Origin of the sequence: Microbacterium sp. BH-3-3-3 (genome assembly GCF_001792815.1) — a bacterium.
Taxonomy (GTDB): Bacteria; Actinomycetota; Actinomycetes; order Actinomycetales; family Microbacteriaceae; genus Microbacterium.
In genome coordinates this window covers 1903149-1927164 of record NZ_CP017674.1, presented here as the reverse complement: position 1 = coordinate 1927164, position 24016 = coordinate 1903149, and the positions used below count along the sequence as shown (strand labels likewise).

Genomic DNA, 24016 nt, shown 5'->3' with positions numbered 1-24016 from the left:
CGGGGTCATCGGGGCCATCAGCCGATCACCACTCGCGGGCGGCTGCGGACGGCATCCGAGATGCGCAGGAGGAACGCGACGATGATCCAGTTGGCGATGAGCGAGGAGCCACCCGCCGCGAGGAACGGGGTGGTGAGGCCGGTGAGCGGGATGACGCGCGTCACGCCGCCGACCATGATGAACACCTGCAGGGCGATCGTGAACGAGAAGCCCGTGGCGAGCAGCTTGCCGAAGTCGTCCTGACCGGCGAGCCCCACGCGCACGCCGCGGCTGGCGAACACCATGTACAGCGCGAGGATCGCGAACAGGCCGACGAGGCCCAGTTCTTCGCCGAGGCTGGGCACGATGTAGTCGCTCTGCGACAGCGGCGTGATGTAGGGCCGCCCCTGACCGAGGCCCGTGCCGAACAGTCCTCCGTGCGACAGGCCGAAGATGCCCTGCACGAGCTGGTAGCTGCCGCCGTCGCGGTTGACGACCTCGGGGTCGAACGCGTTCAGCCAGTTGGCGAAGCGCCCGTTCACGTACGGGAGGAACCGGGATGCCAGGAACGCGCCGACGCCGACGAGCACGAGACCGATGAACACCCAGCTCGTCTTGCCCGTGGCGACGTAGAGCATGGCGACGAACATGCCGAAGATCAGCAGCCCCGTGCCGAGGTCGCGCTGCAGGACGATGATGCCGAGCGAGACCAGCCAGATGATCAGCACGGGTCCGAGCTCGCGGGCGCGCGGCCAGGTCATGAAGAGGAAGCGCGTGCCGGTGGAGGTGAGGCTCTCGCGGGTGCGCACGAGGTAGCCGGCGAAGAAGATCGCGAGGCAGATCTTCGCCAGCTCGCCCGGCTGGAACGACACGAAGCCGAGCGAGACCCAGACATCGGCGTTCTGGTCGGTGCCCAGGCCCGGCACGAACGGCAGCAGCAGCAGCAGGATGCCGACGAGACCGAAGAGATAGGTGTAGCGGAACAGCACGCGGTAGTTGCGCACGAAGATCAGCACGGCCAGGGCGATGACCATCGCGATGACCGCCCAGGCGATCTGGCGGTTGCCCGTGGCATCCCATCCGCTCGCCTCGTCGGCCAGGTCGATGCGGTAGATCATCGCGATGCCGAGGCCCGTGAGCACGGTCGCGATCGGCAGCACGAACGGGTCGGCGTCGCGGGCACGCAGGCGCAGGACGACGTGCATCACGAGGGCGAGGAACGCGGGAACGCCCGCCAACAGGAGGAAGGCCGGGTCGACGGTACCGTTCACGCCCAGCTGCACGAGGGCGACGGCCGAACCGTAGACGGCGACGGCGAAGACCAGCAGGCCCAGCTCGCGGTTGCGCTGCGTGGCGGGGACTCGGATCTTCTTCAGCGCGCGCATAACGGCGGTGTCGGTCGAGACGGCCTCACCGCGGGTGAGCTTCTGATCGGTCATCCGCCGGCCTCCTCGGTCGGGCGCAGCCGGTCGACGATCAGCTCGGCATCGGAGAGCGATCGTGCCGAGATGGTGGCCTCGACGGTCTGCCGGTCGAAGTCGGACAGATCGGCCAGCACGATGTTGGTGTCTTCGTAGACGGTCGACAGCGAGACCGGGCCGATGGACTGCTGGATGCCGCGGTAGATGACCACGGAGTTCTCATCGGCGCCGACGTAGTAGCGCGTCTGCGTCCAGTTGTACCCCGCGAACAGCGAGACGCCGATCCCCGCCAGCACGATGAGCAGGGCGGCGAGCCAGCCCAGTCGACGACGGCGGGCGCGGCGACGGTCTTCTTCGATGAGCTCCTCGAGGAACTCGGCCGCGGGTTCGAAGTGCGTGGGCTCGTTGGCCGCCTGTCGGGCGGGGTGCAGCCACCCCGAGCGACCCGGACGCGCGGCGGGAACGACGACACCGCTCGGGTTCGAGGCGGATCCGACGATCGTGGGAGTGCCGATGAACACGGGGTGCTGTCCGCCGACGTCGACGAGCACGACCGTGACGTTGTCGGGTGCTCCGCCGTCGAGCGCCTGCTTCAGCAGGGCATCGGCGGTGCGCCCCGGCGGCAGGCCCAGGCCGAGGGTGCGCGCGGTGTGCGGGTCGTCGACGACGCCCGACAGGCCGTCGGAGCACAGCAGCCACCGGTCGCCGTCCTGCGTCGGCATGATGAACGTGTCGACCTCGGGGTCGGGGTCCATGTCGCCGAGAACGCGCATGAGCACCGAGCGGCGCGGGTGGTACCGCGCCTCTTCGGGCGTGATGCGGCCCGAGTCGACGAGGCGCTGCACGAAGGTGTGGTCGGCGGTGATCTGGGTGAGCGTGTCGTCGCGGTAGAGGTAGATGCGCGAGTCGCCGATGTGCCCGATGACGGCGTAGGCGTCGACCATCACGAGCGCGCTGACGGTGGTTCCCATGCCGGCCAGCTCGGGTCGGCGGGCGACGGTGTCGATCAGCTCGGCGGCGGTGTCGGCCAGAGCGTCGCGGATCGCGTGCTCGGCCTCGGACGGCGTCGTGAAGGGCTGATCGAGGTCGGTGAGACGGTGGATCGCGAGGCTCGAGGCGACGTCACCGCCCGCGTGGCCGCCCATACCGTCGGCGACCACGAAGAGATTGGACCCGGCGTAGCCGGAGTCCTGGTTGTTGGAGCGCACCTTGCCCGTGTGGGAGATGGCGACGCTCGAGCCCTGGAAGACCATGGAGGAGGGTTACTTCCTCAACTCGAAGGTCGTGGCGCCCACCTTGATCGGTGCCCCGACCTTGACCTGGACCGGGGAGGCCACGCGCACACCGTCGTGGGAGGTGCCGTTCGTGGAGTCGAGGTCCTGCAGCATCCACTGCTCCCCCCACAGCACGAGACGCGCGTGGTGGCTGGAGGTGTAGTCGTCGCGCACGACGAGGCCCGATTCGCTCGAGCGGCCGATCGTGAGGGGCTCGGTGCCCAGGGGCAGCTCGAGGCCCGCCTTCGGACCGCTCGTGATGACGATGCGCGAGACGCTCGCGGTGGTGGCGAGGCCCCCGGCCGGTGCGGGGACCGGTGCCGCGGGACGCTTGACCTGGGTGGTGACCGCGTCGGGCGAGGCGGTGGGGGCCGCAGCCGCCGGAGCCGCTGCGGCGACCGGCTCGGGGAGCTTTCGCACCTTCACGCCGAACAGGTCGGCGCGCAGCGAGTAGACCACCCCGAAGACGAAGAACCACAGGAGCACGAGGAACCCGCCCTGCAGCAGGAGAAGAGTCAGCTGACTCATGAAAGGGGTCCCCGTTCCCGGACGTCGAAGATGCGCGTGGCGTCGGACGCCGAGGGGCGCCGCGGCGGCTGCGCCTGCGCCACCACTCGGAACACGATATTGGTCCGACCGATCGAGATCGTCGAATCGGGCGGCAGAGCGGCCTCGGTGACCTTGTGGCCGTTGAGCGTGGTGCCGTTGGTGGAACCGAGGTCACGGACCATCGCGCGCTCGCCGTCCCAGAGGATCTCCACGTGCTTGCGGCTCGTGCCGGCGTCGGGGATGGTGATGTCGGCGTCGCTCCCGCGCCCGATGACCGTGCGGGCCGAGGAGAGCGGATGACGCTTGCCGTCGATGTCGACGACGCCGCGCCACGCGACCTGGCCCTCGGTGGTCTGCGAGTCGACGCGCAGGGTGCCGGTGGACAGCGACCCGTCTCGCTCGATCGAGATGGCGACGGGCCCGGCGAAGGAGTACCCCTGCGTGCGCGCGTGCTTCTTGACCAGGGTGTCGAGTTCGGTGACCAGGGTCGACCCGAGCGCGCTCATCTTCTCGTCGTCGGCGGGAGAGAGGCGCACCGAGAACGAGTTGGGCGCCAGGATGCGGTCGCGGGTGACCACGACGGCCTTCTTGTCGAGCTCGCTGCGGAGGGCGGATGCGATCTCCACCGGCTGGATGCCGCTGCGGAAGGTCTTCGCGAACGCACCGTTGACGGCGCGTTCGAGACCCTTCTCGAAACTGTCGAGTAGTCCCACAAGACTCCTTCAGGCAGGCAGACCAGTAGGCACATCGTAGCCAGGGCTGCTGTACAGGTCATGGACGCGCCTCTCGGGGCCCGCGTTTCGTCGTGCGGGCGCGACCGTGATATTCTCGGGAAGTTGGTCGCGTGGCATCCTGGATGCCGCGCACGCGCGAGTGGCGGAATAGGTAGACGCGCTGGCTTCAGGTGCCAGTGCCTTCACGGGCGTGGGGGTTCAAGTCCCCCCTCGCGCACACAACGGGTCTGTTTGGAAAAATACGGCCCAAGTGTCTGGAAAAACAACGAAGGAGCCGGTTGGTGCCGCAAAGCACCAACCGGCTCCTTCGTTCGTGCCCGCAAACCCGCGATCGCGGTGGACACCGCCGCGCGACGGTGGGTGCGAAACGCGCGGCTGCTCCGTCTCCACGTCGGGACCCCGGACGCATTCCCACGCAGGCTGACCCGGGGGTCGGGGTCGATCTGCTGGCGTGCGTCATCAAGATGTCACCTCCACGGGCGGATGCGTCATGCGGTTCCAGATGCGTCACACGGTTCTGTCCAGAATCACCGAAGAGTGCCTCCCCGATCTTTGTTCGGTACGTTTGCAAGCTCGTCCCCGCTCCGGCCTAAACGTGATCGAAGCTCCTCTTTCTGCACCTTGCCCGACGCCGTGCGGGGGAGGGCATCGACGATCACGACGTCCTTCGGCAGCTTGTAGCGGGCCACCTGGCCGTCGAGGTGCGCGCGGACGGCGGCGGTGTCGATCTGCGCTCCGGGGGCGATGGTGACCACCGCGAGAGGCACCTCTCCCCAGCGGTCGTCCGGGATGCCGATGACCGCGACCCCCGTGACGCCCGGCAGATCCGCGATGAGCGACTCCACCTCGGCGGGGTAGACGTTCTCGCCGCCCGAGATGATCATGTCTTTCGAGCGGCCGCTCACGAACAGATATCCGTCGCGGTCGAGGTAGCCCAGGTCGCCGGAGCGGAACCAGCCGTCGTCGGTCTTCGCGGCGAGAGTGGCTTCGTCGAGCCCGTGGTACCCGGCGAACACGTTCGGCCCGCTGATCTGGATCTCGCCGACAGTGCCGGTCGGGACCGGCCGCTGCTGCTCGTCGACCACGCGCACATCGGTGAAGAAGTGCGGCAGCCCGACGCTGCCCTGCTTCAACCTCGTCATGTGTGAGCCCAGAGAGGTGGCGCCGGGGGAGGTCTCGGTCATGCCGTACCCCTGCGAGAAAGAGAGTCCGCGCGCCTCCCAGGCGCTCAGGATTCGATCGGGAACGGCGGATCCGCCGCAGGTGAGGGTGCGCAGGCTCGACACGTCGGCGTCCTCCCACGCGGGGTGGTCGGCCATGAGCTGGAATGTCGTGGGGACGCCCGAGATCATCGTCACGCGGTGGCGCTCGACGAGGTCGAGGGCGCGTCCCGCGTCGAAGCCCTTCTCGAGCACGAGCGTCGCGCCCTTCAAGACGACGGGGAGGGCTCCCATGCCGAGGGATGCCACGTGGAACAGGGGCGAGATCATCAGAGCGACATCGTCGGAAACCACGTCGTAGTCGACGATGGTGTTGACCGCGACCGCCGTGAGGTTGTCGTGCGTCAGCACGGCGCCCTTCGGCCGTCCGGTCGTTCCGGAGGTGTAGACGATCGCGGCGGGGGTGTCGGGGTCGGCGACGACGAGTCCGGGCGCGGGCCCCGCGGCATCCAGCAGTCGGGACAAGCCCGGCTCCCCGTGGCGTCCGAACGCGCCGGTGCGGATGCGCGGCGGCACGTGCTCGAGGGAGGGGAGGGCGTCGAGACGGTCGTCGAAGCTCGGATCGTGCACGAGCACCCGTGCGGCGCTGTCGGTGAGCACATGGGCGATCTCGCGCCCGGCGAGTCGCGTGTTCACCGGCACGAAGACGGCGCCGATCCGGACGGTGCCGAACAGCGCGATGAGGAAATCGGGGCTGTTCTCGCCGAGGTAGGCGACCGCGTCGCCCGCCCCGATCCCGCGCGAGACGAGCACGGCCGAGAACGCCTCGGCGGCGTCGGCGAGCCGGCCGTAGGTCAGGCGCTGGTCCTCGCCGTAGACGACGGCGGCCTTGTCGGGGGAGCGGAGGAGCCGGCGGGGGAGCCAGGCTCCGAGACCTTGGGTTCTCATGCGCGTTCTCTTCGTCGAGGGTGCGGGGTGGATGTGGGAGGGGTCGAGGCCCCTCCCACTCAGGCGTAGAAGCGGTACAGGCCGCGGGCGACGACGGCGGGCTTGCCGCCGCCGTCGATCTCGATCGTCTGGTCGACGGTGAGCTGGTAGCCCCCGGCGATCTCTGTGACCTCGGCGATGACGGCGTTCATGCGCACGTGGGCTCCGACCTTCACGGGTGAGATGAACCGCACCTTGTCGAGACCGTAGTTGACCTTGGTGGTCACACCGGTGACGTCGAGCAGTTCGGTCCAGAAGTTCACCGCGAGCGACAGGCTCAGGAATCCGTGGGCGATGGCCCCGCCGAAAGGGCCGTCCTTCGCGCGCTCGGGGTCGGTGTGGATCCACTGGTGGTCGTCGGTGGCGTGGGCGAAGAGGTTCACGCGATCCTGGGTGATCTCGAGCCACTCCGACCAGCCGAGATCGGTGCCGGTGAGGCCGGCGATGTCGTCGTACGAGACGGTGGTGCTCATGAGTGCTCCTTGGAGGGGGTGGTCAGACCGAGCAGGCGCGCGGCGTTGTCGCGGAGGATGCCGGGCATGACCTCGGGCTTGAGGGTGGTCTGCTCGACGTCGTGCAGCCAGCGGTCGGGCGTGAGCAACGGGAAGTCGGACCCGAAGAGCACGCGGCCCTTCAGGAACGAGTTCGCAGCGCGCACGAGCTGTGCGGGGAAGTACTTCGGGCTCCAGCCCGACAGGTCGATCCAGGTGTTGTGCTTGTGGGTGGCGACCGAGATCGCTTCGTCCTGCCACGGCACCGAGGGGTGGGCCATGATGATCTGCAGGTCGCCGAAGTCGGCCGCGACGCCGTCGAGCAGGATGGGGTTCGAGAGTCCCAGACGTAGGCCCCGGCCGCCCCTCATCCCCGCGCCGATACCCGTCTGACCGGTGTGGAACAGGGCGACGACCCCCGCCGATTGGAGCGCCTCGTAAAGGGGATAGTGCCGTTCGTCGCTCGGGTCGAATCTCTGCACGGTGGGGTGGAACTTGAAGCCCCGCACGCCCGACTCCTCGATGAGGCGCTGCGCGCGGTCCACCGCATCGGCGCGGTTCGGGTCGACGGAGCCGAACGGGATGAGCACGTCGTTGTGGCGGGCTGCGCCCTCGGCGATGTCGGCGCTCGAGAGGGGCGGGTGGCCGAGGTTGCTCTCGGCATCCACCGTGAAGACCACCGCGGCCATCGAGCGTTCGCGGTAATACGCGGCGATGCTGTCGAGGTCGGGACGCGCGGCATCGGTGGAGAAATAGCGACTCGCGGCCGCGGCGAGGTCATCGGGGAGCGAGGAATGCCCGTGCCCGTCGATCTCGACGTGCACGTGCACGTCGATCGCCGTCAGCGCCCCGACATCGATGGCGGGTTCGTAGCGAGTCACGGACGTCACGCGGTGGGGACGGGGCGCTGGAGCTCGACGGGGAGGGCGGGGAAGCGCTCGCCCACGCTCTGCAGGTCGCCGATGGCCTCGGCGAAGCCCGCGGCGAGGGACTCGGCGCTCCAACCGCTCTCGCGGTAGGCCGTGGCGACGGGCTCGGGGTGCGACCACAGCTGCAGGCGATCGCCGCCGATGCCGATCGCTTGGCCGCTCACCCCGGCTGCCGCATCGGAGGCGAGGAAGGCGATGAGTCCCGCGACGTCGTCCGAGGTGCCGAAGCCCAGGTCGTGTCGGAAGAACGCGGGCATGGGCTCGCTCGCAGCCTCGGCCTCGACGGCCGCGGCGAAGTAGGGCACCGTCGCGGTCATCGCCGTGGCTGCGACCGGGATGACCGCGTTGACGGCGATGCCGGCCTTCTTCAGTTCGAGGGCCCAGGTGCGCACCATCCCGACGATGCCCGCCTTGGCCGCGGCGTAGTTGGTCTGGCCGAAGTTGCCGCGCTGACCGGTGGGCGAGCCGATGCAGATGATGCGGCCGGCGATCTCATTCTGCCGCATGTACGTCGCCGCGGCGCGCACCGTGGTGAAGGTTCCGCGCAGGTGCACGCCGATGACGGTGTCGAAGTCGTCGTCGCTCATCTTCCACAGCACGGTGTCGCGCAGCACCCCGGCATTGGTGACGAGGATGTCGAGACGGCCGAAGGTGTCGACGGCCGCCGCGACGAGCGCGTCGGCGGTCTCGGTCGGACCGACCGGCGCGACCACCGCGACCGCCTGGCCGCCCGCGTCGACGATTGTCTTCACCGCGGCATCGGCAGTGGCGGCGTCCACGTCGTTGATGACGACGGCCGCGCCCTGGCGGGACAGTTCCTGGGCGTAGGCGAGGCCCAGGCCGCGACCCGAACCGGTGACGATGGCAACTTTGCCGGTGAGCGTCATGGTGACTCCTTCGATCGGGGACATCGTGACACTCTTTCGTTGAAAATGTCAATGATTGGTCTTCGCTACACTGTCCGCATGACCACTGTGCCCTCCGGTGAGCCCGCCGAGGCCTCGCGCCTGGAGCACGCTCCCCTCGCCGACGACCTCGGCTTCCTGCTGGCGCGCGCCTCGGCCGTGTCGCAGGCGGTCGGCAACGCGGCGCTCGCGGCGCACGAGCTGAAGGTGCGCTCGTATTCGGTGCTGGCGCTCGCCGTCACGGGCGGCCGGCCGTCGCAGCGCGAACTGGCCGCCTTCCTGCGTCTGGACCCGAGTCAGGTGGTCGCCCTGATCGACGACCTCGAGCGTCGCGGACTCGTCGCGCGCGAGCCCGACCCGCGCGATCGACGCGCGAACGTCGTGTCCGCGACCCTCGCCGGTCGCTCGCTCTACCGACGCGCGCAGGCCGATGTCGAAGCGGGGGAGCGACGAGCCCACGTCGGGCTCTCGAGTGTCGACCGCGCCGAGTTGGCGCGCCTGCTGCGAGTGGTCGCCTTCCCCGACGAGGACTGACGGCGCCGGCCGGCGAGGCGGGCGCCGCTCAGGCGCGGGGGTGCAGGCGGTCGAGCAGTTCGAGACCGCGCCGTGCCCAGGCGATCTCGCCCTCGGCTCTGTCGAGGAATCCCTCGTAAGTGAAGACCTTGAAGGCCACGACCGCCTCCGGGTCGTGGTCGGTATCGGTCTCGAGCCGGCGCGCGAGGATCGGGTGCGAACGCCGCCGGATGGAGTCGAGCTGGGCCTGCCACTGCACGCGGCGTACCTCGTACTGGGCGATGTGCCCCTTGAGGTGCCTGCGGGCGGCGTCGGGGTCGGCCCACTCGAAGTAGGCGGCGCGCAGGTGCGCCGGGTCGCGTTCTCGGGCGTACTCGATGGGCTCGTTCATCCAGGCACGGAACGCGTCGAGGCCGTCGTCGGTGACGCTGTACTGCGTTTTCGTGGAGGTCGGTCCCCACGGCACGGCCTCGTCGACGAGCAGTCCGTCGGCGACCATCCGCTTGAGCTCGGGGTAGATCTGCGAATCGGGGGCGTGCCACACATGACCGACCGAGACGTGGAACGCCTTCGCGAGGTCGTATCCGGTCATGGGTTGCGCCGTCAGCAGCGCCAGGAGGGCGTATCTCAGGCTCATCGCGCCTCCTCGAATGCTTGCGAGTACTCGGCATCCACCGTATCTTCTCCTCTATACCTATTGAGATAGTTATTGGACGAAGGGGTCCCATGCAGCAGACAGTGACGGCGAAGCTTCTCGACCACCCGCGCAACGCCTGGTACGTCGCCGCCTGGGACCACGAGGTGGGCCGCAAGAAGATCCTGGCCCGCACTGTCGCGGGCCGGCCCCTCGCGCTCTACCGGACGGAGGACGGTCGGGCCGTCGCCCTGGCGGATGCCTGCTGGCACCGCCTCGCACCGCTGTCACAAGGCGCTCTGGTCGGCCCCGAAGACATCCGCTGCCCCTACCACGGCATCACCTACGACGCCCGGGGCCGCTGCACCTCCATGCCCGCCCAGGAGACGGTCAACCCCAGCGCGCTCGTGCCTTCGTTCCCCGTGGTCGACCGCTACCGCTACGTGTGGGTCTGGGTGGGCGACCCGGCGCTGGCCGACCCCGACCTCATTCCCGACATGCACCAGATGACGGATGCCGCGTGGACCGGCGACGGCCTCACCATCCACGCTCCGTGCAACTACCAGCTCGTGCTCGACAACCTGATGGACCTCACCCACGAGGAGTTCGTGCACTCGAGCAGCATCGGCCAGAAGGAGCTCAGCGAGAGCGAGTTCGTCACCAGCCACACCGACACCACCGTGACGGTCGAACGCTGGATGCACGACATCGAGGCGCCGCCATTTTGGCTGAAGAACATGCGCGATCGCTTCCCCGGCTTCGAGGGGCGGGTCGACCGCTGGCAGATCATCCACTTCGAGGCCCCCTCGACGATCTGCATCGATGTGGGCGTCGCCAAGGCCGGCACGGGTGCGCCGGAGGGTGACCGGTCTCAGGGTGTCAACGGCTACGTGATGAACACCATCACGCCCGAGACCGCGCGCTCGAGCCACTACTTCTGGTCGTTCCAGCGCAATTACCGCCTCGACAGCCAGCTCATCACGACGCAGCTGCGCGACGGCGTGCACGGAGTGTTCGGCGAAGACGAGGCGATGCTCGCCGCTCAGCAGGCCGCTATCGACGCCAATCCCGATTACGAGTTCTACAGCCTGAACATCGACGCCGGCGGCATGTGGGTGCGCCGGATCCTCGAGCGGATGCTGCTCGCCGAAGGCCGCGATCATGCCCCGGCCCCGCGCGCGGGCGCCCAGGTGGTGCGCTGAGGTGGCGGTCTCGCGCAGCGAGGCTTGGCAGGGCGGCATCGTCGCGGCATCCCGAGCCCTGACCCCCGAGATCCGTCGTATCGAGATCGACGTCGACCAGCCGGTCGCGGTGACCCCCGGCGCGCACGTCGATGTGCGCCTGTCGATCGCGGGCGAGCGCGACCGCCGGTCGTATTCGATCGTGGATGCCACCGACGGCGGGCGCCGCATCGCCCTCAGCGTCTACACGTCCCCCGTGAGCCGAGGCGGTGCCGCGGTCATGAACGCGCTCGCCCCGGGCGACCGGCTGGAGCTCACCCAGCCGCTGAACGACTTCCCCCTCAGACCCGGCGCCGACCGCTACGTGCTGATCGCCGGGGGCGTGGGCATCACCGCGATGGTGGGGATGGCAGCCGGTCTGCAGGCTCGCGGTGCGGACTACCGACTGCTGTACGCCGGTCGCAGTCGCCCGCTCATGGCCTACGTCGAAGACCTGCGCGAGGCGCACGGCGAGCGGCTGCGTCTGCACGTGCGCGACGAGGGCACGTCGCTGTCGATCCCCGACCTGGTCGACTCCATCGCGCCCGGGACGGAGGTGTACGTCTGCGGACCGATCCGCCTGATGGATGCCGTGCGACGCGAGTGGATGAGTCGTCGCCGCCCCATCGCGGATCTCCGCATGGAGACCTTCGGCAACAGCGGGTGGTTCGACGCGCAGGAGTTCACGGTCCGCATCCCCGCGACCGGCCTCGAGGCTCGAGTGCGCCCCGACCAGTCGATGCTTGAGGCGCTCGAAGCTGCCGGTGCCGACATGCTCTGGGACTGCCGCAAGGGTGAATGCGGCCTGTGCGAGGTGCGAATCGTCGGGCTCGACGGCGACATCGACCACCGCGACGTGTTCTACAGCGAGCGGCAGAAAGACGCGCGCTCGAAGATGTGCTGCTGCGTCTCGCGCGTGGTGGGGAGCGCGGGACGCGGTGCCGTCGTCGACATCGTCACGACATGACCGGCATCCGATCGAAGCCTCGACCCGGCGGCTTCTGACCTTCCAGTCGGGTCATCGTAACCCTCGCCGCCGTCCTCGAGCGGGCATCGTCTGCACCGCCGCGGTGACCACCGGCGCCGTCACGTCGAATGCCGCCCCGCCGGGCACCGACTCGAGGAGCCGCCGCGTGTACGCCTCACGCGGATCCGCGAACACCTCGGCGATCGGCCCCTGCTCCACGATGCCCCCGTGCAGCAGCACGACCACCTCGTCGCACAGCTGCTCGACGACGGCGAGGTTGTGCGAGATGAAGAGCATCGTGAGGTTCCGCTCGCGCTGCAGCTTCTCGAGCAGCCGCAGGATCTCGGCCTGGGTCGAGACGTCGAGCGCCGAGGTGATCTCGTCGGCCACGATGACGTCGGGGTTCACGGCGAGGGCTCGCGCGATGGCGATGCGTTGGCGCTGACCGCCCGAGAATTCGTGGGGGTAGCGGTCGACGGCATCCGCCCCCAGAGCGACGGATGCCAGGACCTCGACGATCCGCGCGTGGTGGCGCCGCTGTCGCGCACCGACGGGGTCGATCGCCTCGGCGAGCGTCTGCCCGATCGTGCGTCGGGGGTCGAGCGAGGAGTACGGATCCTGCGGGACGTACTGCACACGCCGCCGCACCGCGGCCACGGTCGCGCGCGGCGCGGACGCGAGCTCGACGCCGTCGAAGACGACGGAACCGGCTGCGACCCGATGGAGCCCGACGATCGTCTTCGCCAGCGTCGACTTGCCCGAGCCCGACTCGCCGACGATGCCGACCGTGCGACCCCGCTCGACCCCGAGGTCCACATCGTGCAGAACGCGCGTGCTCCGGATGCCGTGACCCAGGTCGACGGAGAGACCGGTGATGCGCAGAAGAGAGGTGTCAGACACGGTCGTGCTCCTCGATGGGGCGGGGCGTGGTCTTCAGGGTCGGGGTGGAGGCGAGCAGCGCGCTCGTGTACGGGTGCTCGACCTCGCGACGGCGCAGCTGATCGGCGGTCAGACGCTCGACGATCTCGCCGGTACGCATCACGAGCACGCGGTCGCACAACGCCTCGACCACGCCGATGTCGTGCGAGATGAACAGCACGGCGGTGCCGTGGTCGCGGTTCAGGCGGCGAAGTTGCCGCAGCACGTCGGCCTGCACGGTGACATCGAGCGCAGTGGTGGGCTCGTCGGCGATGAGCAGCTTCGGGTCGGTGACGAGCGAGCTGGCGATCCCGGCGCGCTGGAGCATTCCGCCCGAGAGCTGGAAGGGGTGCTGGCCCATCACCTTCTCGGGTTCGCGGATGCGCATCTCGCCGAGGCCCTCGCTGAGGGTGTCGCGCGCCGCACGGCGGGAGAGCCCGAGGTGCACGCGGGCGACCTCGGTGAGCTGGGCCCCCATCCGCAGGGCCGGATTGAAGGTCGAGCCAGGGTCCTGGTAGACGAGTCCGATCTCCTTCGCGAGACGTGAGCGGTGGCCGCCCGAGAGGAGGTCGAGGTCGTCGAGGCGGAGGATCTCGGCATCCACCGTCACTCCGTCGGCCTGAAGGCGGGCGAGCGACATCGCGGTCATCGACTTGCCGGAACCGGATTCGCCAACGAGACCGAGGATCTCACCCGGCCCGATCTCGAACGAGATGCCGTCGACCAGCGTCTTGCCGTTCGGGGCGCGGACGGTGAGGCCCCTGACCTCGACGAGCGCGTCGGGGCGCGCCGAGGAGCCGCGCGCGGCGCGAGGGCCGAGGGTCGATCGGGCCGCGCGGGAACTGCGGGGGTCGAGGTACACGGCCAGGCCGTCGCCGGTGAGCATCGCGGCGACGCCGGCGAAGACGAGCATGACCGAGGGGCCCATCACCTGCAGGGGCTGCGAGTACACGGCGGGGAGTCCCTCGTTGAGGAGGCGCCCCCAGTCGAACTCGGGACTCTGCACCCCCAGACCCACGAACGACAGGCTCGAGATGTCGAGCAGGGTGAGGGCGAAGCTCGACGCGATGAGCACGAGCAGCGGCCCCGAGATGTTGGGGAGCAGGTGGCGGGTGAACAGGCGGAAGCGCGGGACGCCGAGGAGGCGGGCCGTGCCGACGTAGTCGCGATTGGCGACGGCGCCGGTCATGTTCGAGGTGATGCGCGCGAAGCTCGGCACTCCCGCGACGGCGATCGCCACGATCGCCGAGGCGGTGCCGGCACCGAGGATCGCGGCGATGACGAGGGCGAGGATGAGCGAGGGGAAAGCGACGCTGGAATCGATCACGCGCAGCACCGCCTCGCGCACCCAGCGGGGGCCGACCCACACGAGACCACCGATCAGGACGCCGAGGACGACCGAGCCCGCGGTCGCCGCGGCGGCCATCAGCAGGGTCAGGCGCGTGGCCACGAGGGTGCGCGCGAGCACGTCGCGACCGAGGTCGTCGGTGCCGAGCCAGTGCGCGGCCGAGGGGGCGGAGCGGGTGTCGGGGGTGACGGTCGTCGCGGCCGCGCCCCAGAGGATCGGGGCGATCACGGCGATCACCACGAGAAGGCCCAGCATGATGAGCCCGGCGATGAGCGATGCCGGAATGCGGCGGGTGCGTCGATCAGACATGCGTCGAGCCTCCGAGGGTGCGCGGGTCGATGAGGCCCAGGATCACGTCGATGAGCAGATTGATGCCGATGGCGAGGGCGCCCACGGTGAGGACGATCCCCTGGATCACGGGGAAGTCGCGGAAGATGATCGCCTGGACCACCTCGAGGCCGAGACCGGGGAGGCTGAAGACCGTCTCGATGACGATGGCACCGCCCAGCATGCTCGCGAGGATCAAGCCGGTGAGGGTGAGGGTGCTGGCCATGAGGTTCGGCAGGGCGTGGCGGATGTAGAGCCGCGCGGCGTCGAGGCGACGCCCGCGCGCGGTGCGCATGTAGTCCTGCTGCAGGACCGCGTAGGTCTCCTGCACCACCACGCGGGCGACGGCGAAGGTCGGACCGAGGGCGAGCGCGACGATGGGCAGGACGTAGGCGGACTGGGTGGCTGCTCCTCCGGCGGGGAGCACCTTGAGCCAGATCGCGAAGACCACCACCAGCAGGGTGCCGGCGACATAGGCCGGGACCGAGGCGAAGAAACCGGCCACCGTGCCGAACCCGACGGCGAGCCAGGGGCGCCGACCGCTGCGGGTGAGCACGCCGATCGTCATGCCGACCGGGATCGCGATGACGATGACGAGCAGGATCGCCCCGAGGGCGGTGGTCGCGGTGTACGGCAGCTTCGTCGCGATGGTGGTGGTCACGGGTGTGTTGTACCGGAAGCTCTGGCCGAGGTCGAAGGTCGCCAGACCCCTCAGGTAGTCGAGGAACTGCAGCGGCAGCGGCTGGTCGAGGTGCAAGCGCTCGCGGAGCGCCGCGACGGCGTCGGGAGAGGCGTTGGCGCCGAGGATCGCCACGGCGGGGTCTCCCGGGATGAGGGGGACGATGAGGAAGGTCAGCACCACCAGCAGTCCGAGCGAGAGCACGAGGCCGCCGAGGCGGCGGAGCGCGAAGGCGCCCCAGCCGCTGCCCCCTCCGCGCCGGCAGACCGGCGGAGCGGGGGCCTCGGCGATCACCGAGAGATCGACGCCCGACATCAGTCGCCGGTGACCCGGGTCGACGCGTTTCCGGCGAAGGCGGCACCGCGCGCGAGGGGCGCCTGACGGTGCTGCCAGTCGAAGACGGGCTCGAGTTCCGCGCCCACGCGCAGCAGGGCCGCCTCGTCGTAGGGGGCTCCCACCAGCTGTGCGCCGAGGGGCATGCCGTTCGCGCCCGTGTGCACGGGGAGCGAGATCGCGGGGAGCCCGGCGATGTTGCAGAACGCTGTGAACGAGATCGTCGAGAACTCGGTGAGGCGCTCGCCGGCGGGGTCGTTGTTCGCCTCGTCGTACACCGATCCGACCCGGGGGGTGGGGACGGCCGTGGTCGGGGTGAGCAGCACGTCGAAGTCGCGCCCCCACTGGGCGTTCACCTGGCGCGTCTCCCACTGCAGGAGGGCGGCCATCTCAGCGTATTCGCCCGCGTGGAAGGACGCGGCCCGGTCGTAGCGGTACCGGATGTAGGACTCGAGCTTGTCGGCGTCCTCGATCGGGGAAGCCCAGGTCGAGGCGCTGATGATGAGGTCGGCGAACCCGCGGGTGGCGCGCTCCGAGAAGAGGAACGGCGACACGGGCGTCACGTGGTGGCCGAGCGCTTCGAGGGCGCGGGCGGCGACGAGGGCGGCCTCGCGGTTCTCGGGGTCGACGGCCACCCCGGTCGGGGCCTCGAGCAGCAGGCCGACGCGCAGGCGCGGACCCGCGGCGCGGATCTCCTCGAGGTACGGGCGGGCAGGAGCCGGGGCCGAATACCACCCCAGCGGGTCGAGTCGGCCGAGGGCGTCGAGGACGCCCGCCGCGTCTTCGATCGTGCGGGTGATCGCGCCCTCGGTCGTGGAGTGCTCCCACGCGCGCACGTCGTTGGGGATCCGTCCGCGGCTGGGCTTCAGGCCGATGAGGCCCGTCGCCGCAGAGGGGACGCGGATGGACCCTCCACCATCGGAGGCGTTGGCGATCGGCACGATGTCGGCCGCGACCGCCGCCGACGCCCCGCCTGACGATCCGCCCGAGGTGAAGTCGAGGTTCCACGGGTTGCGCGTCTTGCCGTGGCGGGTGTTCTCTGTCGCCGTCAACGCGCCGAACTCGGGGCTGTTGGAGCGCCCGAAGAGCACGAAGCCGGCGTCTTCGATGAGGTCGACGGTGATCTCGTTGGCATCCGCCGGTCGTTCTTCGACGGACATCGACGAGTAGGTCAGGGGCTGATCGCGCACCGCGACGAGGTCTTTGATCGGCATCGGCACGCCCTCGAAGGGGCGCGAGTGGTCGCCGCGGCGGGTGCGCTCGTCGGACTCGCGCGCCCGGCGGAGCACGTCGTCGCGGTCGATCCAGACGATGGCGTTGACCTCGGGATTCACTGCGTCGAGGCGGTCGAGGTAGTGCTGGGCGGTCTCGACGGCCGAGACCTCGCCGGAGCGGATCTGCCGCGCGAGCTCGGTGGCGGAGAGGGAGGAGGAGAACATGATGGGTCCTTTCGGGATGCCGGGCAGCGACGCCCGGCATCCGGGTGGGGGTCAGTTGGCGACGCGGAAGATCGGGTCGTCGAGGGCGCCGCCGAGCATCTGCACGGTGAAGCCGGGACGTGAGGCGTAGATGAATGCGTCGTTGAGGAGCGGGAGGGTGTCGGAGCGGTCGACCAGTGCCTGCACGGTCTGATCGAGCGCCGCACAGCGGGCGGTCTCGTCGGCCGCGGAGTTCGCGGTCGCGAAGGAAGCGTTGGCCCTGTCGTTGGACACGGCGCCGTAGTTGGTGCCGCCCTGGTCGATGGTCGGGCCTGTGAGGTTGAGCAGTGGGCTGGCGAGAGAGCCGAGGAAGTTGAGGTCGGCGAACACCGTCACATCCCAGTCGCCGGGCTTCGCGACGACGGTGGTGATCCAACTGCCGACGTCGGTGTTGGTCAGCTCCACGGTGGCTCCGGCGGCGCGCAGCGCCTCGGCGATGTATTCGTTGCCGGCGCCGGCGGGGCCGATGATGGTCGGCGCGACGAGCCGGATGGTCTTGCCCGAGAGCACCTGGGTGGCCGCGGCGACGTCCTGAGAGGGGATGTCTATCGCGGAGTCGGCGACGCAGCTGACGTCGGGGGCGCCGAGCGAGGTGAGCACCTCTCCGGTGTCCTGCGAGGTAACGCCTGCGAACATCGTGCGGTCGATCGCCCGGATGACGCCTTTGCGCAGGGCCTCGTCGGCGAAGGGGCTTCCCTCGCTCTCGTTGAAGACGAGGTAGCTGTCGGAGAAGTGGTTGACGGTCACCGCGTAGCCGCTCTGGCCCTGGAAGCGGTCGCGGGTGGTGGCCTGGATCTTGCCGATGTCGAGCTGCCCGCCGAGGATCAGATTCGCCGTGGCGGTCGAATCCGGCGAAACGGTGTATTCGAGGTTCTTCGCGGGCGTCCCCGAGATGGTCGTCGACCACTGGGGCCAGGCGGCGTAGTCATCGCGCAGGGTGTAGTCGTACTTCACCCCGGGCTCGAAGGAGGAGAGGGCGTAGGGACCCGACTCGCTCCCCTTCACGGTGCCGGCTGCGAGACCGGCGGGGTCGGCGAGACCCGCGGGGCAGATGATGCCTGCGCTGGCCACCGAGGTGGCGTCGACGAGGTAGGGCCAGGGGGTGGAGAGGGCGACGGTCACGGTGCCGGCGGCGTCGTCGGCGGTGATCGTGGGGGTGTTGCCGGGACCGAAGGTGTAGCTGACCTGCGTGGACCCGCTGCCGGGGCGCGCGAAGTACTCGAGGGAGTTCTTCACGACCGTCGCGGTGATCTTCGTGCCGTCGGCGCAGGTGGCGTCGGTGCGCAGGGTGAAGGTGGCCTCGGTGGGGGTCGAGGTCCACGAGGTGGCGAGGCCGGGGACGAGGCCGCCGACGTCGCGACGGGTCAGTGTGTCGTACGAGCTGCGCGCGAGCAGGAAGTCGGGCAGCGACGTGCTGAGGGTCGGGTCGAAGGTGGCGGGGATGTCGATGGTGGTGCGGATCGTGTCGGTCGTCGCCGAGACGCCGGCGTCGCCGGTGGTCGTGCAACCGGCCGTCGCCATCGCGACGGTCAGGGCGAGGGATGCGGCGATGACGCCGTGTCGCTTTCTCATGGTCTGCCTCTCGGGTGGTGCGCGGGTCGGGTTCAGCTGACGACTTCGAAGATCTCGACGGTCGTGGCGTCGGCGTGGGAGAAGGCTTTGCCGACGAACATCGAGCGGGTGAGCCATTGGAGGCTCGGCGCCACGGTGCGGAACCGCGGCGTGGACAGGAAGTACTCCTCGTGATCGCCCTCGGGCGGACGCACGACGCCGACGTTGTAGACGTCGATGACGTCGCCATCGGTCGTGCGGATGAGGTAGCGCGCCTCGACGTCGTAACTGTTGTCGGCGCGTTCGAGGCACCAGTCGCCGCCTCCGGCGACGATCTCGCCCTCGACATCGCCCGAGACCGGGCCCCCCGTGATGGGGATGAAGGTGAGCACGTCGTCTCCTCTTCGTTCGAGGGGGATGGCGGGGTCGACGCGGGCGACGACGGTGAAAGCGGGGCGGAGCGATGGGGTGGAATGCATCAGGGCCTCCGTGGCGGGTGGGTGGCGCTTCGTTGCGCGTGACCCCGAGTATCCCCATAGTGGATGCGCTAGTCAACAGCATTCACTAACTCGTAACATACGTCGCCGACGGTCGAACGCGCCGGAAGCCGAAGGGGGTCGGTAGGCGTGCAGATCACGCCCCGCTTGTCCCAACCCTTTAGTGAATGAAATGATCTTCCTCATTCACTATGTGTGGAGGGGGAGGATACGCCCCGTCCGCCGGGGATCAGGGGGCGTCATGGTCGAACACACGCGGGTCCGGCGCAAGCGCGGATCTCTCAGCCGCGTCGAGATCGTGGAGGCGGCCCTTCGTCTGATGGACGGCGAAGGCGAGTCTGCCCTGACGTTCTCGCGGCTCGGCGCCGAACTCAAGTCGTCGCCGACGGCGGTGTACCGGCACTTCACGAGCCGCGACGAACTGCTCGAGGCCCTCGCCGATCACCTGGACGGGATCTCGCTCGACGGGTACGAACCGACCGACGACTGGCGCGCCGACCTCGAAGACCTCGCCTGGCGGGCGTGGCGGACCGCCGAGGCCCACCCCGCAGCGGCCGCTCTCAGCCTGATGACGGTGGCCAACAGCATCAACGAGCTCCGCGCCGTCGAGTGGATCCTGCGCGCAATGGCCGTCGCGGGCCTGCGCGGGCGCCCGGCGGTGGTGCAGTACCAGGTCTACGCGCAGACCGTGCTCGGCGCCGCGTCGGCCCACGGTGCGCGACTCGTGGCCGACGCCTCTCGCGAGGTCGCCGACGGGTGGATCCAGGTCTACGCTCCGACCGACCCCTCGCAGTACCCGCACGCCGAGGCCGCGAAGGCGGAACTCGCGCTCGTGAACTACCGCGAGGTCTTCGAGAAGCAGGTCGAGATGTACCTCGACGCGCTCGCGGTCATCGCCGCGGCGTCGCGCGCGGACGACTGACGCCCCGACCCGTCGTGGGAGGACCGGGGCGTCAGCGGGTCAGCCGAGCGCGGGCTGCTGCTGCGTGATGCAGTGGATGCCGCCGCCGCGGTCGAAGATCGGGCGCGAGTCGACCAAGACCACGCGTCGACCCGGGTAGGCGTCGGCCACGATCTCGCGGGCGCGCGCATCGGCGGTCTCGTCGCCGAAGCCGCACAGTACGACGCCGTCGTTGGTGACGAGGTGGTTGATGTAGCTCCAGTCGAGCCAGCCCTCGTCGTCGCGCAAAGCGGTCGGCGCCGGGATGCCGGTGATCCGCACCTCGCGGCCGCGGGCGGCGAACGCGTCGGTCAGTTCGCGCCGCACGAGCCGCGACACCTCGAAGTCGGGGTGCGTGGCATCCGTCTGCTCGTGGATGAGCACGTGGTCAGGTGAGGCGAAGGTGGCCACGATGTCGACGTGCCCGTTGGTGCCGAGGTCGTCGTAGTCGCGGGTCAGGCCGCGGGAGAGCCAGATGGCATCGGTCGCGCCGATCGTGCGGGCCATCTCGGCCTCGACGCGGGTGCGGTCGGCGAAGGGGTTGCGGCGGGGGTCGAGCTGCACGGTCTCGGTGAGCAGCACCGTGCCGGTGCCGTCGACGTGGAGCCCGCCGCCCTCGGCGACGAGGAGGGAGTCGATGCGTTCGGCGCCGAGGTGCTCGGCGACGACCCGGGCGATGCCGGCCGACTTCTGCCACTCGGCCCAGGCGGGGGCTCCCCAGCCGTTGAAGATCCAGTCGACCGCGCCCAGGACATCTGGGCGGTCGGGGTCGACGACGAACGTCGGGCCCATGTCGCGCATCCAGAACTCGTCGAGGGGAGCCTCGACGATCTCGATCGCCGACGAGAGCATGCGCCGGGCGCGGGCCATCTCGGTGGGGTCGACGACCATGGTGACCGGCTCGAACTCCTGCACGGCGTGCGCGACGTCGGTCCAGGCCTGGTAGCCCTGTTCGCGGAACTCCGCGTCCTCGCCGAGGGTGATGCCCTCGCGCGGGAATGCCATCCAGGTGCGCTCGTGCGGTGCGGATTCTGCGGGCATGCGCCACATGGCGTGCTCCTTCTCGGGTCGGGTGGGTCAGTGACCGGTGGTGAGCACGCGGTCGAGGGTGTCGACGAAGACGTCGACGGAGGCGCGCGTGACCACCAGCGGGGGTTTGATCTTGAGGACGTTCTGGAAATCGCCGGTGGGCTGCATGATCACGCCGAGCTCGAGCAGGCGGTCGCAGATCGCCGCGGTCTCGGCGGTGGCGGGTTCGAGGGTCTCGCGGTCGCGCACGAACTCGACGCCGAGGTAGAGGCCCGAGCCGTGCACCGTGCCGATCAGGTGGTGCTTCTCGGCGAGCTCCTGGAGGCGCCGCTTCAGGTGCGCCCCGACGACCCGCGCGTTCTCCTGTAGGCCCTCCTGCTCGATCACGTCGAGCACGGCCATGCCGATCGCCGACGACACGGGCGAGCCTCCGGTGGACGAGAAGAAGTACCCCTGCGTGCGGTAGCGGTCGGCGACCTCGCGCCGCGTGATCACCGCTCCGAGGGGGTGCCCGCCGCCGATCGACTTGGCGACCGCGACGATGTCGGGCACCGCTCCCTGCTGCTGGAAGCCCCAGAACCATTCACCGAGCCGGCCGTAGCCGACCTGCACCTCGTCGGCGATCGCGAGACCGCCGTGGCGGCGGATGGCGGCGTAGACCTCGGTGAGATAGCCGTCGGGCAGGGCGACTCCGCCGGCATTGCCGTAGTAGGTCTCGGCGATCAGTGCCGCCGGAGGGCGACCGGATGCCGCGAGCTCGTCGATCACCGCGACGGCTTCGGGGGCGTAGTTCACGGCATCCGCCCCCCGGTACTTCCCCCGGTAGGAGTTGGCGGCGTCGACGGTGTGCACCCACGCGGGGCGGGTGGACAGCGCGTTCGGGTTGTCGGCGATCGAGGTCGACACCGCATCGCTGGCGTAGGTCCACCCGTGGTAGGCCTCGCGCATCGCGACGATGTCGGGCCGGCCGGTCGCGGCCATCGCGAGACGGATCGCGAGGTCGGTGGCCTCGGAGCCGGAGTTGACGAAGAACACGGTGTCGAAGCCGTCGGGCAGGGTCGCCGCGATCCGATCCGCGAAGTCGGTGATCGCGCGGTAGTGGAAGCGCGAGTTCGTGTTCAGCAGGTGCATCTGGCGCGAGCCCGCCGCGATGACGTGCGGGTGGGCGTGACCGACCGAGGCGACGTTGTTCACCATGTCGAGGTAGACCCGGCCGTCGACGTCGACGAGGTGCTCTCGCCATCCGCGCTCGATGCGCGGCGGGGCGGCGTAGTAGTGCTCCTGCACCTCGGCGAGCACCTCGTGGCGACGAGCGAGGAGGTCGTCGGGGGTCGGGGTCGCGGCCGGAACGCCGATCACGGCGCCGGGGTCGCCGGCCACCTCGCGCCACGCGTCGGCCAGCGCGCGGGTCGTGCGCAGCGGCGGAACGAGGCCGTCGAGAGTGCGGCGGATCGACACGCGCGTGCGCGCGGGAAGGGTTCCGGATGCCGTGCCGTCGGGAACTCCGTCGATCGCCAGGGTCTCGCGCGCATCGCCGTCGAGGATCGCCGGCTCGGCGAGCCACACGAGCACGTCGGTCGGCACGGTCTCGGGCGTCGAGGGTAGCGGGTCGGTCGTTCCGGTCAGGCGCGCGCGCCATGCCGGCACCGTCACGACGTCGGCGCCCGCGTCGAGGGCGGCCAGGGCCGCGTCGTCGAGGGTGGAGGCGTCGAGCCAGGCGCCCTCGTCGTTCAGCGGCGACTCCGTCGCGGCGTCGAGCTCGACGTGACGGACGAGCGAGAGCACCGGAGCGCCGGTCCACTGGGGCTCTTCGGCGCGGGAACGCCCGAGAGCCGCCCGGGTCGCGGCCGTGATCACGGGGATCGGGACGGATGCCGCCTGCTCGAGGATGCGGAACTCGCGGTCGAGCGCGACGCTGGCGTACTCGTTCGCGTCGTCGAGGCGCACCTGCGCGCGGCCGCTGAGCACGAGCACCGCGCCGCGGAGGATGACCAGGGGCCAGAGCACGGTGAGCTCGTCGTCGGTCAGGTCGCGCACACGATCGAACGCGCGGATGGCGGGGAAGGCGGCCTCGGGGGTCGCATCGTCGTGATGCAGCACCGACGAGACGGTCACCGCGATCTCGCCGACGCGCCACGACGCGCACACGTCGCCGAAGTCGATGACCGCGTCGGGGACCGCGGCGCCGGGGGCGCGCAGCACGTTGTCGTCGGTCACGTCGAAGTGCCCGGCCTGGACGGGGAGCCGATCGCGGACCGGAGCCAGCACCGCTCGGGCGGCGTCGGCGGCGCGCTGCACGATCGCCCGCACCCCGGCATCCGGTTCGAGGGGGAGCAGGGTGTCGATGACGCGCTCGGCGTGGCGCAGATCCCACTGCAGCACTCGGGCGCTCGCGGGGTGGGCGAAGTCGGCGAGCGAGAGGCTCACCGCCGCCGACAGCGCGCCCATGCTCTCCACCGCCGCGGGGGAGAGGTAGCCCGAGCCCATCAGCGTGCGTCCGGCGATGTTCTCGATCACGCGCGCGTGGATGCGGCCCTGGCTCGACTCCCACCACGTCGACATCGCGCCGCGCGGCCCCTCGACGATGCGCGGGATGCGCACCTGCGGGCTGCGCTCGGCGACGCGGGAGGCCGCAGCGTCCTGCATCTCGATCTCGGCCTCGCTGAAGACGGGGTTGCTGAGCTTCAGCACCCCGAGCGGCTCGGTCGATTCTCGGGGGAAGACGCGGAAGTTCTGATCCTGCTGACTGCCGAGCGCCTGCACGTCGATATCGACGCCGAAGGTGTCGGCGAACAAGCGCCGCACCTCGTCGTCGGAGAGTGTGGGGGTCGGCAAGTCGACCTGGCTGAAGTAGTCGAAGACGGGGGTCGGAGCGGTCTCGGTCACGGTGTGTTCCTCGGGTGATTCGGGTGTCACAGGGGAGAGTCGGATGTCGTGGCGACAGCGCCGGCGACGGCTCCGCCGGCATCGCGCACGACGACGACGACCAGCGGGCCGTAGGGGGCGACCCACGCGCTCACGGGCTCACCGTGCGGGGCGGGAGAGACCTCGGCGATCACCCGGCCGTTCTCGAGTCGCGCGGCGACGCGGATACCGTCGACGAAGAGGGCGTGGTCGACCGCGATGCCTCCGCTGACGGTGGCCGAGACGGTC

General features: G+C 70.0%; 21 protein-coding genes and 1 tRNA gene. 5 read left to right on the top strand and 17 right to left on the bottom strand.

Annotated elements, in window-relative coordinates:
- Positions 1 to 17: 17 nt before the first annotated feature.
- From BJP65_RS08875 to BJP65_RS08860, 4 genes are read right to left on the bottom strand one after another with little or no spacing between them, the layout of a single operon-like run.
- Positions 18 to 1418 (bottom strand): FtsW/RodA/SpoVE family cell cycle protein, encoded by a 1401-nt coding sequence (locus BJP65_RS08875; RefSeq protein WP_055832293.1) that lies wholly within the window; start codon positions 1416 to 1418, stop codon positions 18 to 20.
- Entirely contained in the window at positions 1415 to 2653 is a 1239-nt protein-coding gene (locus BJP65_RS08870) for a PP2C family serine/threonine-protein phosphatase (RefSeq protein WP_055832291.1), read from the bottom strand. The genes BJP65_RS08875 and BJP65_RS08870 overlap by 4 nt, the downstream gene beginning before the upstream one ends.
- A 9-nt stretch (positions 2654 to 2662) precedes the next feature.
- Complete coding sequence (locus BJP65_RS08865; protein ID WP_055935212.1) at positions 2663 to 3202, bottom strand: FHA domain-containing protein; 540 nt, start codon at positions 3200 to 3202, stop codon at positions 2663 to 2665.
- Positions 3199 to 3936 (bottom strand): DUF3662 and FHA domain-containing protein, encoded by a 738-nt coding sequence (locus BJP65_RS08860; RefSeq protein ID WP_055832287.1) that lies wholly within the window; start codon positions 3934 to 3936, stop codon positions 3199 to 3201. Before BJP65_RS08860 ends, BJP65_RS08865 begins: the two co-directional genes overlap by 4 nt.
- Before the next feature lie 154 nt (positions 3937 to 4090).
- Between BJP65_RS08860 and BJP65_RS08855 the strand changes: the two genes are divergently transcribed.
- Positions 4091 to 4174, top strand: a tRNA-Leu gene (locus tag BJP65_RS08855).
- A gap of 310 nt (positions 4175 to 4484) precedes the next feature.
- On the opposite strand, the gene BJP65_RS08850 is transcribed toward BJP65_RS08855, so the two are convergent.
- From BJP65_RS08850 to BJP65_RS08835, 4 genes are read right to left on the bottom strand one after another with little or no spacing between them, the layout of a single operon-like run.
- Positions 4485 to 6065 carry a long-chain fatty acid--CoA ligase gene (locus tag BJP65_RS08850; protein WP_070408900.1) on the bottom strand — a complete coding sequence of 527 codons (1581 nt, stop codon included), beginning with the start codon at positions 6063 to 6065 and terminating at the stop codon, positions 4485 to 4487.
- A 59-nt stretch (positions 6066 to 6124) separates the two neighbouring features.
- Positions 6125 to 6577, bottom strand: a complete 453-nt coding sequence (locus BJP65_RS08845; RefSeq protein ID WP_070408899.1) for a MaoC family dehydratase — start codon at positions 6575 to 6577, stop codon at positions 6125 to 6127.
- The gene (locus BJP65_RS08840; protein ID WP_070409924.1) at positions 6574 to 7476 is read right to left on the bottom strand and encodes an amidohydrolase family protein; all 903 of its coding nucleotides are present in this window, start codon (positions 7474 to 7476) and stop codon (positions 6574 to 6576) included. The genes BJP65_RS08845 and BJP65_RS08840 overlap by 4 nt, the downstream gene beginning before the upstream one ends.
- A 5-nt stretch (positions 7477 to 7481) precedes the next feature.
- Entirely contained in the window at positions 7482 to 8411 is a 930-nt protein-coding gene (locus tag BJP65_RS08835; RefSeq protein ID WP_070409923.1) for an SDR family NAD(P)-dependent oxidoreductase, read from the bottom strand.
- 78 nt (positions 8412 to 8489) lie between these two features.
- On the opposite strand from BJP65_RS08835, the gene BJP65_RS08830 reads away from it, so the two are divergent.
- Positions 8490 to 8963: a MarR family winged helix-turn-helix transcriptional regulator gene (locus BJP65_RS08830; protein WP_070408898.1), complete on the top strand. Its 474-nt coding sequence runs from the start codon at positions 8490 to 8492 to the stop codon at positions 8961 to 8963.
- A 28-nt stretch (positions 8964 to 8991) separates the two neighbouring features.
- Here BJP65_RS08830 and BJP65_RS08825 read toward each other — a convergent pair whose 3' ends face one another.
- On the bottom strand, positions 8992 to 9579 hold the full coding sequence (locus tag BJP65_RS08825) for a PadR family transcriptional regulator (RefSeq protein ID WP_070408897.1): 588 nt from the start codon (positions 9577 to 9579) through the stop codon (positions 8992 to 8994).
- A gap of 89 nt (positions 9580 to 9668) precedes the next feature.
- Between BJP65_RS08825 and BJP65_RS08820 the strand changes: the two genes are divergently transcribed.
- A complete protein-coding gene (locus BJP65_RS08820; protein WP_070408896.1) occupies positions 9669 to 10778 on the top strand; it encodes an aromatic ring-hydroxylating dioxygenase subunit alpha in 1110 nt (369 codons plus the stop codon).
- 1 nt (position 10779) lies between these two features.
- Positions 10780 to 11763, top strand: coding sequence for a PDR/VanB family oxidoreductase (locus BJP65_RS08815; RefSeq protein ID WP_070408895.1), 984 nt, complete (start codon positions 10780 to 10782; stop codon positions 11761 to 11763).
- Between the two features lie 51 nt (positions 11764 to 11814).
- On the opposite strand, the gene BJP65_RS08810 is transcribed toward BJP65_RS08815, so the two are convergent.
- From BJP65_RS08810 to BJP65_RS08785, 6 genes are read right to left on the bottom strand one after another with little or no spacing between them, the layout of a single operon-like run.
- On the bottom strand, positions 11815 to 12663 hold the full coding sequence (locus BJP65_RS08810) for an ABC transporter ATP-binding protein (protein WP_070408894.1): 849 nt from the start codon (positions 12661 to 12663) through the stop codon (positions 11815 to 11817).
- Entirely contained in the window at positions 12656 to 14338 is a 1683-nt protein-coding gene (locus BJP65_RS08805; RefSeq protein ID WP_070408893.1) for a dipeptide/oligopeptide/nickel ABC transporter permease/ATP-binding protein, read from the bottom strand. The genes BJP65_RS08810 and BJP65_RS08805 overlap by 8 nt, the downstream gene beginning before the upstream one ends.
- Positions 14331 to 15350, bottom strand: coding sequence for an ABC transporter permease (locus BJP65_RS08800; RefSeq protein WP_083285784.1), 1020 nt, complete (start codon positions 15348 to 15350; stop codon positions 14331 to 14333). The genes BJP65_RS08805 and BJP65_RS08800 overlap by 8 nt, the downstream gene beginning before the upstream one ends.
- Positions 15350 to 16807 carry an amidase gene (locus BJP65_RS08795; protein WP_070408892.1) on the bottom strand — a complete coding sequence of 486 codons (1458 nt, stop codon included), beginning with the start codon at positions 16805 to 16807 and terminating at the stop codon, positions 15350 to 15352. The genes BJP65_RS08800 and BJP65_RS08795 overlap by 1 nt, the downstream gene beginning before the upstream one ends.
- Positions 16808 to 16858: 51 nt before the next feature.
- Positions 16859 to 18418 carry an ABC transporter substrate-binding protein gene (locus tag BJP65_RS08790; RefSeq protein WP_070408891.1) on the bottom strand — a complete coding sequence of 520 codons (1560 nt, stop codon included), beginning with the start codon at positions 18416 to 18418 and terminating at the stop codon, positions 16859 to 16861.
- Positions 18419 to 18450: 32 nt separating this feature from the next.
- Entirely contained in the window at positions 18451 to 18876 is a 426-nt protein-coding gene (locus BJP65_RS08785; RefSeq protein ID WP_070408890.1) for a DUF3237 domain-containing protein, read from the bottom strand.
- A 259-nt stretch (positions 18877 to 19135) separates the two neighbouring features.
- Between BJP65_RS08785 and BJP65_RS08780 the strand changes: the two genes are divergently transcribed.
- Positions 19136 to 19816, top strand: a complete 681-nt coding sequence (locus BJP65_RS08780) for a TetR/AcrR family transcriptional regulator (RefSeq protein WP_083285783.1) — start codon at positions 19136 to 19138, stop codon at positions 19814 to 19816.
- A gap of 39 nt (positions 19817 to 19855) precedes the next feature.
- Here BJP65_RS08780 and BJP65_RS08775 read toward each other — a convergent pair whose 3' ends face one another.
- Positions 19856 to 20875: an agmatine deiminase family protein gene (locus tag BJP65_RS08775; RefSeq protein WP_083285953.1), complete on the bottom strand. Its 1020-nt coding sequence runs from the start codon at positions 20873 to 20875 to the stop codon at positions 19856 to 19858.
- A gap of 36 nt (positions 20876 to 20911) precedes the next feature.
- On the bottom strand, positions 20912 to 23749 hold the full coding sequence (locus BJP65_RS08770; protein WP_070408888.1) for an aminotransferase class III-fold pyridoxal phosphate-dependent enzyme: 2838 nt from the start codon (positions 23747 to 23749) through the stop codon (positions 20912 to 20914).
- Between the last annotated feature and the right edge of the window lie 267 nt (positions 23750 to 24016).

Excerpts from the sequence above, each read along its gene's own strand:
- BJP65_RS08825 (WP_070408897.1), bottom strand. The coding sequence starts at position 9,579 with ATGAGCCTGAGATACGCCCTCCTGGCGCTGCTGACGGCGCAACCCATG.
- BJP65_RS08835 (WP_070409923.1), bottom strand. The coding sequence starts at position 8,411 with ATGACGCTCACCGGCAAAGTTGCCATCGTCACCGGTTCGGGTCGCGGC.
- BJP65_RS08775 (WP_083285953.1), bottom strand. The coding sequence starts at position 20,875 with ATGCCCGCAGAATCCGCACCGCACGAGCGCACCTGGATGGCATTCCCG.
- BJP65_RS08820 (WP_070408896.1), top strand. The coding sequence starts at position 9,669 with ATGCAGCAGACAGTGACGGCGAAGCTTCTCGACCACCCGCGCAACGCC.
- BJP65_RS08790 (WP_070408891.1), bottom strand. The coding sequence starts at position 18,418 with ATGAGAAAGCGACACGGCGTCATCGCCGCATCCCTCGCCCTGACCGTC.
- BJP65_RS08785 (WP_070408890.1), bottom strand. The coding sequence starts at position 18,876 with ATGCATTCCACCCCATCGCTCCGCCCCGCTTTCACCGTCGTCGCCCGC.
- BJP65_RS08870 (WP_055832291.1), bottom strand. The coding sequence starts at position 2,653 with ATGGTCTTCCAGGGCTCGAGCGTCGCCATCTCCCACACGGGCAAGGTG.
- BJP65_RS08850 (WP_070408900.1), bottom strand. The coding sequence starts at position 6,065 with ATGAGAACCCAAGGTCTCGGAGCCTGGCTCCCCCGCCGGCTCCTCCGC.
- BJP65_RS08865 (WP_055935212.1), bottom strand. The coding sequence starts at position 3,202 with ATGAGTCAGCTGACTCTTCTCCTGCTGCAGGGCGGGTTCCTCGTGCTC.
- BJP65_RS08795 (WP_070408892.1), bottom strand. The coding sequence starts at position 16,807 with ATGTTCTCCTCCTCCCTCTCCGCCACCGAGCTCGCGCGGCAGATCCGC.
- BJP65_RS08830 (WP_070408898.1), top strand. The coding sequence starts at position 8,490 with ATGACCACTGTGCCCTCCGGTGAGCCCGCCGAGGCCTCGCGCCTGGAG.
- BJP65_RS08845 (WP_070408899.1), bottom strand. The coding sequence starts at position 6,577 with ATGAGCACCACCGTCTCGTACGACGACATCGCCGGCCTCACCGGCACC.
- BJP65_RS08800 (WP_083285784.1), bottom strand. The coding sequence starts at position 15,350 with ATGTCGGGCGTCGATCTCTCGGTGATCGCCGAGGCCCCCGCTCCGCCG.
- BJP65_RS08780 (WP_083285783.1), top strand. The coding sequence starts at position 19,136 with ATGGTCGAACACACGCGGGTCCGGCGCAAGCGCGGATCTCTCAGCCGC.
- BJP65_RS08805 (WP_070408893.1), bottom strand. The coding sequence starts at position 14,338 with ATGTCTGATCGACGCACCCGCCGCATTCCGGCATCGCTCATCGCCGGG.
- BJP65_RS08875 (WP_055832293.1), bottom strand. The coding sequence starts at position 1,418 with ATGACCGATCAGAAGCTCACCCGCGGTGAGGCCGTCTCGACCGACACC.